Genomic DNA, 7,417 nt, shown 5'->3' with positions numbered 1-7,417 from the left:
TATTTTTTTAAGGCGCGGGGGCCCCCCCCCCCCCCGGCGGGGGGGGGGGGGCGGGGGGCGCGGGCGCGCCCCCCCCCCCCGGGGGGGGGGGGGGGGGGGCGGCGGCGCTGGAGTGGCACGGACCGCAGGCCGACGCCTTCCGCGCCGAGGTGGCCGCCCTCGCCGACCGCTGCGCCCGCGCGGCCGACGGCTTCGCCCTCGCGGCGGCCCAGCTCGACGGACCCGACCCGCGACGGTCCTGACGCCGCCTGCGCGGAGTCCGGCCGACCGTCCGGGCGCCCGGTGGACGGCGGGGTGGCCGCGGTGGCGGGTACGGCGACCGGGCCGCCGTGCCGCTGATACCGGCCCGGGCCGAGCGGGTCCGCTCCCCTCGCGGGGCCGGACGACCGAGGCGTCTGGTGCGTGCTCTCGGTGCGCCGGGCGCACTCCCTCGTACCGGACGCAGTCGGCCGAGAGTTCGGGGGAGCGTGCCGGGCGTCGCGGGGCGGGCGGGCTTCGGCGACACGCCCCGGGCCCGGACGCCCCCTCCCCGACGGCGCCGCGGCGCGCGAGCGGTCAGGGCCCGCGTCGGCCGGCCGGGGCCCCAGCCGTCTTCCGGGGCGCCCGCGGGAGGCGCGCACGGGCCGCCGGCCGGGTCGGGGACCACGACGGGGTCACAGGACCAGCGACAGCAGCAGGACGAAGCCCAGCCCGACCACCGAGATGATCGTCTCCATCACCGACCAGGTCCGGACGGTCTGCCCGACGCTCATCGCGAAGTACTCCTTGACCAGCCAGAACCCGGCGTCGTTGACATGGCTGAAGAACAGCGAGCCGGCCCCGACCGCCAGCACCAGCAGCGCGGTCTGCGCCGTCGGCAGGCCGGCGGCCAGGGGGGCCACCAGGCCCGACGCCGAGATGGTGGCGACCGTCGCCGAGCCCGTCGCCAGCCGGATCGCCACCGCGATCAGCCACGCCAGCAGCAGGGTGGGCACGGCCCAGTCCCGGGACAGGTCCAGGACCATCCGCCCCACACCGGCGTCGATCAGCGTCTGCTTGAACCCGCCCCCCGCCCCCACGATCAGCAGGACACCCCCGATCGGGGCGAGGGACCGCTCCACCGTGGCCGCGAGCCGGTCCCGGGTGAAGCCGGCCGCCCGGCCCAGGGTGAACATCCCGGTCAGGACGGCCGCCAGGAGGGCGACCAGCGGCGAGCCGGCGACGTCGGCGAACCGCCGCAGCCCGTCGGCCGGGTCGTCGACGGCGATGTCCGCCAGCGCCTTGCCCAGCATCAGGACCACGGGCAGCAGCACGGTGCAGACCGCCGCCCCGAACCGGGGCCGCCGGACGGCCGTCCCCGGTGCCTCCGGCGCCGGCGGCGCCGTCTCCGCCTCCGGCGGGAGCGGTACGTCCACCCGGCGGGCCGCGTACCGGGCGAACAGCGGCCCGGCGACGACCACCGTCGGAACCGCCACCAGCACCCCGAGGGCCAGCGTGACGCCGAGGTCCGCGTGCAGCGCGTCCACGGCGACCAGCGGGCCGGGGTGCGGCGGGACCAGCCCGTGCATCACCGACAGGCCGGCCAGCGCGGGTATCCCGATCCGCATCGGGGAGTGGCCCCCGCGCCGGGCGACCAGCAGCACCACCGGCACCAGCAGCACGATGCCGACCTCGAAGAAGAGCGGCAGCCCGATCACCGAGGCGATCAGCACCATCGCCCACGGCATGGCGCGCCCCCGGGCGCGGGCGAGGATCGTGTCGACGATCGCGTCCGCGCCGCCGGAGCCGGCGAGGAGCCCGCCGAGGACCGCGCCCAGCGCGATCAGGACGCCGACGCCCGCGACCGTGGAGCCGAGCCCGGCGGTGAAACTGGCGAGCGTCCTGTCCACCGGGGCGCCGGCGAGGGTGCCGAGGGCCAGTGAGCCGACGGTCAGGGCCAGGAAGGCGTGCAGCCGGAAGCGGGTGATGAGCAGCACGATGACGGCGATGCCCGCGAGGACGGCGGCGCCCAGCCGGGCGTCACCTGCGGAGGTGATGGGGGTGGGGGCGGCCGCCGCGAGGGCGCCGACGCCGAGACCGGTCATGGTGGGGTTCCTCAGCTCTCGAACGCGCGCAGCGCGGCGAGCGCCCGCCCGGTGATCTCCTGCGGGGTGCCCGCCACGTCGACGGCGAGCCCCGGCTCGTCGGGCTGGAGCGGTTCGAGCGCGGCGAACTGGGAGTCCAGCAGGGAGGGGGGCATGAAGTGCCCCGTACGGGCGGCCATCCGCTCCCCGACCAGCGCGCGGTCGCCCGTGAGGTGGACGAACACCACGGTCCCGGGCGCGGCGGCCCGCAGCCGGTCGCGGTAGGCCCGCTTGAGGCAGGAGGCGGCCACCACCGCGCCGCCCGGTGCGCCCCGGCCGCGGATCCACCTGCCGACGGCGTCCAGCCAGGGCCTGCGGTCGGCGTCGTCCAGGGGGACGCCGGCCGACATCTTGGCCACGTTGGCCGCGGGATGGAAGGCGTCGCCCTCGGCGTAGGGGACGCCGAGCGCCTCCGCGAGCAGCCGTCCCACGGTCGTCTTGCCCGTGCCGGCCACGCCCATCACCACGATGACGTGCTGGGAGCCCACCTCGTACCTCGCCGTTCCTCGGTGCCGTCGTCGTTGACGGGCCCCACTGAACCGCATTAAGTACTACTTATTCAAGGGTTCCCGGCCGAAAAAACACACGTATCACCGCGCGAGACGTCACCGTACGCTTGCGCCATGACCACCGAAGGCAGTCCGGGCCAAGGACTCCACTCCCAGGTGCTGGACACCCTCGGCCTCGCGATCACGGCCGGGGAACACCCTCCCGGCAGCGTGCTGCGCACCGACGGGATCGCCGCGCGGTTCGGGGCCTCGCGGACGGTCGTACGGGAGGTGGTCCGCGTCCTGGAGTCCATGCGGCTCGTCGAGTCCCGCCGCCGGGTCGGGGTCACCGTCCGCCCGGCCGAGGAGTGGAACGTCTACGACCCGCACGTCATCCGCTGGCGGCTCGCCGGCGCCGACCGCCCCCGCCAGCTGCGCTCCCTGACCGTCCTGCGCTCGGCCGTCGAACCCGTGGCGGCCGGCCTCGCCGCCTCCCGGGCCACTCCCGAGCAGTGCGCGCGCCTGACGGAGGCGGCCCTCGGCATGGTCAGCACCTCCCGGGGCCACCGGCTGGAGGAGTACCTGCACCACGACGTCGCCTTCCACCGCACGGTGCTGGACGCCTCCGGCAACGAGATGTTCGCCCGCCTCGGCGACGTCGTCGCCGAGGTCCTCACGGGCCGCACCCGGCACGACGTGATGTTCCACGACCCCGACCCGGCCGCCGTCACCCTCCACGTCCGGGTCGCCGAAGCGGTCCGCGAGGGCGACGCGGCCGGGGCCGAGGCCCTGACCCGCCGGATCGCCCTCGGGGCCCTGGAGGAACTCGACGTCCTCGCCCCGTAGCGGCGCCCGCGGCCGGGCGGACGGCGCCGGGGCTCAGCCGGCCGCGGCCGCGCCGCGCGTCGCGAACTGGGTGCGGTACAGCTCCTCGTAGCGGCCACCCGCCGCCAGCAGCGCGGCGTGGGTGCCGCGTTCCACGATGCGGCCCTCCTCCACCACCAGGATCAGGTCGGCGGCCTGCACGGTGGAGAGCCGGTGCGCGATCACCACCGCCGTGCGGCCCGCCAGCGCCTCGGCCAGCGCCTCCTGGACGGCCGCCTCGGAGGTGGAGTCCAGATGGGCCGTGGCCTCGTCCAGGATCACCACCCGCTGCCGGGCCAGCAGCAGCCGTGCGATCGTCAGCCGCTGCCGTTCCCCGCCCGACAGCCGGTAGCCGCGCTCGCCGACGACGGTGTCCAGACCGTCGGGCAGCGAGGCGACCAGGCCGTCCAGGCGCGAGCGGCGCAGGGCCTCCCACAGCTCCTCCTCGGCCGCGTCGGGCCGGGCCAGCAGCAGGTTGGCGCGTACCGACTCGTGGAAGAGGTGTCCGTCCTGGGTGACCATGCCCAGGGTGTCGCGGATCGAGTCCGCGGTCAGGTCGCGCACGTCGATCCCGCCGAGGCGCACCGCGCCCGCGTCCGCGTCGTACAGGCGGGGCAGCAGCTGGGCGATGGTGGACTTGCCGGCGCCGGAGGAGCCGACCAGGGCGATCATCTGGCCCGGCTCCGCGCGGAACGACACCTCGTGGAGCACCTGCGTGCCGCCCCGCGCGTCGAGGACGGCCACCTCCTCCAGGGAGGCCAGCGAGACCTTGTCGGGGGAGGGGTAGCCGAAGGAGACCCGGTCGAACTCGACCGACACCGGGCCGTCGGGCACCCGGCGGGCGTCCGGCTTCTCGGCGACCAGCGGCTCCAGGTCGAGGATCTCGAAGACCCGCTCGAAGCTGACCATCGCGCTCATCACCTCGACCCGGGCCCCGGCCAGCGCGGTCAGCGGGGCGTAGAGCCGGGTCAGGAGCAGGGCCAGGGCGACGACCGAGCCGGCCTCCAGGCTGCCGCGCAGGGCGTAGTAGCCGCCCAGGCCGTAGACCAGGGCGAGGGCCAGCGCCGACACGAGTGTGAGGGCCGTGATGAACGCCGACTGGGCCATCGCCGTCCGGATCCCGATGTCCCGCACCCGGGCCGCGCGGGCCGCGAACTCGGCCGACTCGTCGGCGGGCCGCCCGAACAGCTTGACGAGGGTGGCGCCGGGCGCGGAGAACCGTTCCGTCATCTGTGTGCCCATCGCCGCGTTGAGCGCCGCGGCCTCCCGCTGCATCCCGGCCATCCGGGTGCCCATCCGGCGGGCCGGCAGCACGAACACCGGCAGCAGCACCAGGGCCAGCAGGGTGATCTGCCAGGAGATGCTCAGCATCACCCCCAGCGTCAGCAGCAGGGTCACCACGTTGGAGACCACCCCCGACAGGGTGTTGCTGAAGGCCCGCTGGGCGCCGATCACGTCGTTGTTGAGCCGGCTGACCAGGGCCCCCGTCCGGGTCCGGGTGAAGAAGGCCACCGGCATCCGCTGGACGTGGTCGAAGACCGCCCGGCGCAGGTCCAGGATCAGGCCCTCGCCGAGGGTCGAGGAGAGCTTGCGGGTCAGCAGGCCCAGCCCCGCCTCCGCCACCGCGATGCCCGCGATCAGCAGCGCGAGCCGGGTGACCCCGCCCGTGTCCCCGTTCCCGCCGGCCCCGGCCCCCTGCACGATCGCGTCCACGATCCGGCTGGCCAGCAGCGGGGTGGCCACCGCGAGAAGCGCGCCCACGACGCTGAGCAGGAGGAAAAGGGCGAGCCCGCGCCGGTGCGGGCGGGCGAAGGCGGCGATCCGGCGCAGGCTCGCCCGGGAGAACGGGGGCCGCTTGCCCTGCTGGGCGTTGATCGCGCTGTGCAGCGAATGCCACGCGGTGACTTCCATGTCCATGACCCCCACGGTAGAACCTCGACCAAACTTCAGGTCAAGGGAACGGCGTGGGACCACCCGTGGGGGCGCCCGGGGTCAACTGGGGCTGACAGAAAGGATTTCCGAGAACCCCGTGCCCGCGCCGGGCCCGATGGCATCATCGGGGAATGACGCAGGCACCGCACGCCGCCGACACCGTCCTGGACCGCTTCGAGCAGTGGGCCCGCGACACCCCCGGAGCCCCCGCCGTCATCGTGCGCCGCAGCCCCCTCTCCTACGCCGCGCTCGACGCCCGCGCCAACCGACTCGCCCACCACCTCCTCGCCCTGGCCCTGCCCACCGGTGCCCGGATCGCCATCGCCGCCGCCCGCCGCGAGGACGCCGTCGTCGCCCTCCTCGCCGCCCTCAAGGCCGGCGCCGCCTACGCCCTGGTCGACTCCGCCGACCCCCGCACCGCGCGGCTCCAGCTCACCGCCCTGGCCCCCGACCTGCTGCTCACCGACGCCGCCGGCGCCGCCCGGCTGGACCAGGGCAAGGGCCTGCCCGCCCTGCTCACGGACGAGGAGGCCGACCGCATCGGCGCCCGGCCCGCCGAGCCCCCGGCCCGCCCGCCGCACCCGGGGCCCGCCGCCGTGCTGTTCACCGGCACCGCGACGCCCCGCGCCGTCCCCGTCGGCCACCCCCTGCTGCTCGCCGCCCACGAGGCCTGGGTCGGGGTCGCCCGCCTCACCCCCGAGGACCGCCACCTGTTCACCGGCGGCGCCGACCTCACCGCCTTCGCCGCCGGCTGGACCCGCGCCCTGTGCGCCGGGGGCGCCCTCGTCCTCCCCGAAGGAGCCGACTGGCGGCCCGACGAGATACCCGAAGCCGTCTCCGACACGCACGTCAGCGCGCTGCACACCGACCCCGCGGGCGCCCTGCGCCTCCTCGACCGCGCCCTCGACCCCGCCGGCGCCGCCCGCACGGGCCGGCGCGAACCCGCACCGCGACTGGCCTCCCTGCGCCTGCTCACCGTCACCGGCGAACGGCTCCACCTCGACCAACACACCGCCCTCCAGGACCGCCTGCGCCCCGGCGCCCGCGTGCTCGCCGTGTACGCCCCCACCGAGGCGGCCGGCGCCGGCACCTGGTTCGAACTCCCGCAGCTGACCCGCCCGCTGGACGAGCCCGAACGGCTCGCCCTGCTCGGCACCCCCTTCCCGGGCTGCCGTGCCGACCTGCGCGACGGGGAGCTGTACCTGACCCCGCCGGGCGGCGGCGACGCGGTCGCCACCGGCGACCTCGCCGGACTCCGCGCGGACGGCCTGCTGGAGTTCGGCGGACGCCTGCGCGACCGGATCACCCTGGACGACGGCAGCCCCTTCGACCCGCACCCCGTCGAGTCCCTGATCCGCACCCACCCCGCGGTCGGCGCCGCCCTGGTGGCACGCGTCCGCAGCGCCGCCGGCACCCTGCTCGTCGCGTACGCCGCCCCGCCCCCCGGCGAATCCGGCCGCGCCGGCGAGGGTCCGCCCCTGGACGCCGAGGGGCTCCGCGCGCACCTCGCGGACAAGGTGCCCGGCGCCCGCACCCCGACCCGGCTGGTACGCCTGGGCGCCCTGCCCCGCACCCGGGCGGGCCAGGAGGACCGGGCGGCGCTCCAGCAGCCGCCGCGGCCGCAGGCCGGGACCGCGCGCGGCGGCAAGTACGGGGCCCCGGCGGCGGGCGGCGAGTCGCCCGGCTGCTTCGGCTTCGGCTGCGCGGCGGTGCCGCTCACCGCCATCGCCCTGTTCGCCACCGACCTGATCTGGCCCGGATCGACCGACCTCACCGGGGTTCCCGGGCCCTGGTCGTTCCTCTTCTCCCTCCTGTACTTCTTCGAGTGCTCGGCCTTCGCCGTGGGCCTGCTGTTCCTGTTCACGGGGCGCGGGCGGATGCCGCGCCCGGGCCCGGGGGGGGGGGGGGGGGGGGGGGGGGCCCCCCCCCCCCCCCCCGCCCCCCCCCCCCCCCCCCGCCCCCCCCCCCCCCCCCCCCCCCCCCCCCGCCCCCCCGCCCCCCCTCCCCGCCGCCCCCCCCCCCCCCCCCCCC

At 76.8% G+C, this 7,417-nt stretch carries 5 protein-coding genes; 2 read left to right on the top strand and 3 right to left on the bottom strand.

Annotated elements, in window-relative coordinates:
- Positions 1-653: 653 nt before the first annotated feature.
- Both WDV06_RS35475 and WDV06_RS35470 read right to left on the bottom strand, forming a co-directional pair.
- The gene (locus WDV06_RS35475; protein WP_395513934.1) at positions 654-2,063 is read right to left on the bottom strand and encodes a GntT/GntP/DsdX family permease; all 1,410 of its coding nucleotides are present in this window, start codon (positions 2,061-2,063) and stop codon (positions 654-656) included.
- Between the two features lie 11 nt (positions 2,064-2,074).
- Positions 2,075-2,563, bottom strand: coding sequence for a gluconokinase (locus WDV06_RS35470; RefSeq protein ID WP_395513935.1), 489 nt, complete (start codon positions 2,561-2,563; stop codon positions 2,075-2,077).
- A 162-nt stretch (positions 2,564-2,725) separates the two neighbouring features.
- Between WDV06_RS35470 and WDV06_RS35465 the strand changes: the two genes are divergently transcribed.
- On the top strand, positions 2,726-3,436 hold the full coding sequence (locus tag WDV06_RS35465; RefSeq protein ID WP_395513933.1) for a FadR/GntR family transcriptional regulator: 711 nt from the start codon (positions 2,726-2,728) through the stop codon (positions 3,434-3,436).
- 33 nt (positions 3,437-3,469) lie between these two features.
- Here WDV06_RS35465 and WDV06_RS35460 read toward each other — a convergent pair whose 3' ends face one another.
- Positions 3,470-5,371 (bottom strand): ABC transporter ATP-binding protein, encoded by a 1,902-nt coding sequence (locus tag WDV06_RS35460; protein ID WP_395513932.1) that lies wholly within the window; start codon positions 5,369-5,371, stop codon positions 3,470-3,472.
- A gap of 146 nt (positions 5,372-5,517) precedes the next feature.
- Between WDV06_RS35460 and WDV06_RS35455 the strand changes: the two genes are divergently transcribed.
- The coding region (locus WDV06_RS35455) for an AMP-binding protein (protein ID WP_395513931.1) at positions 5,518-7,417 on the top strand (1,900 nt) is incomplete at its 3' end.

Source organism: Streptomyces racemochromogenes, from assembly GCF_044129415.1.
GTDB classification, from domain to species: Bacteria; Actinomycetota; Actinomycetes; order Streptomycetales; family Streptomycetaceae; genus Streptomyces; species Streptomyces racemochromogenes_A.
The sequence above is the reverse complement of the archived record's forward strand: the minus strand, read 5'-3'. Positions and strand labels throughout refer to the sequence as shown.

Excerpts from the sequence above, each read along its gene's own strand:
- WDV06_RS35475 (WP_395513934.1), bottom strand. The coding sequence starts at position 2,063 with ATGACCGGTCTCGGCGTCGGCGCCCTCGCGGCGGCCGCCCCCACCCCC.
- WDV06_RS35470 (WP_395513935.1), bottom strand. The coding sequence starts at position 2,563 with ATGGGCGTGGCCGGCACGGGCAAGACGACCGTGGGACGGCTGCTCGCG.
- WDV06_RS35465 (WP_395513933.1), top strand. The coding sequence starts at position 2,726 with ATGACCACCGAAGGCAGTCCGGGCCAAGGACTCCACTCCCAGGTGCTG.
- WDV06_RS35460 (WP_395513932.1), bottom strand. The coding sequence starts at position 5,371 with ATGGACATGGAAGTCACCGCGTGGCATTCGCTGCACAGCGCGATCAAC.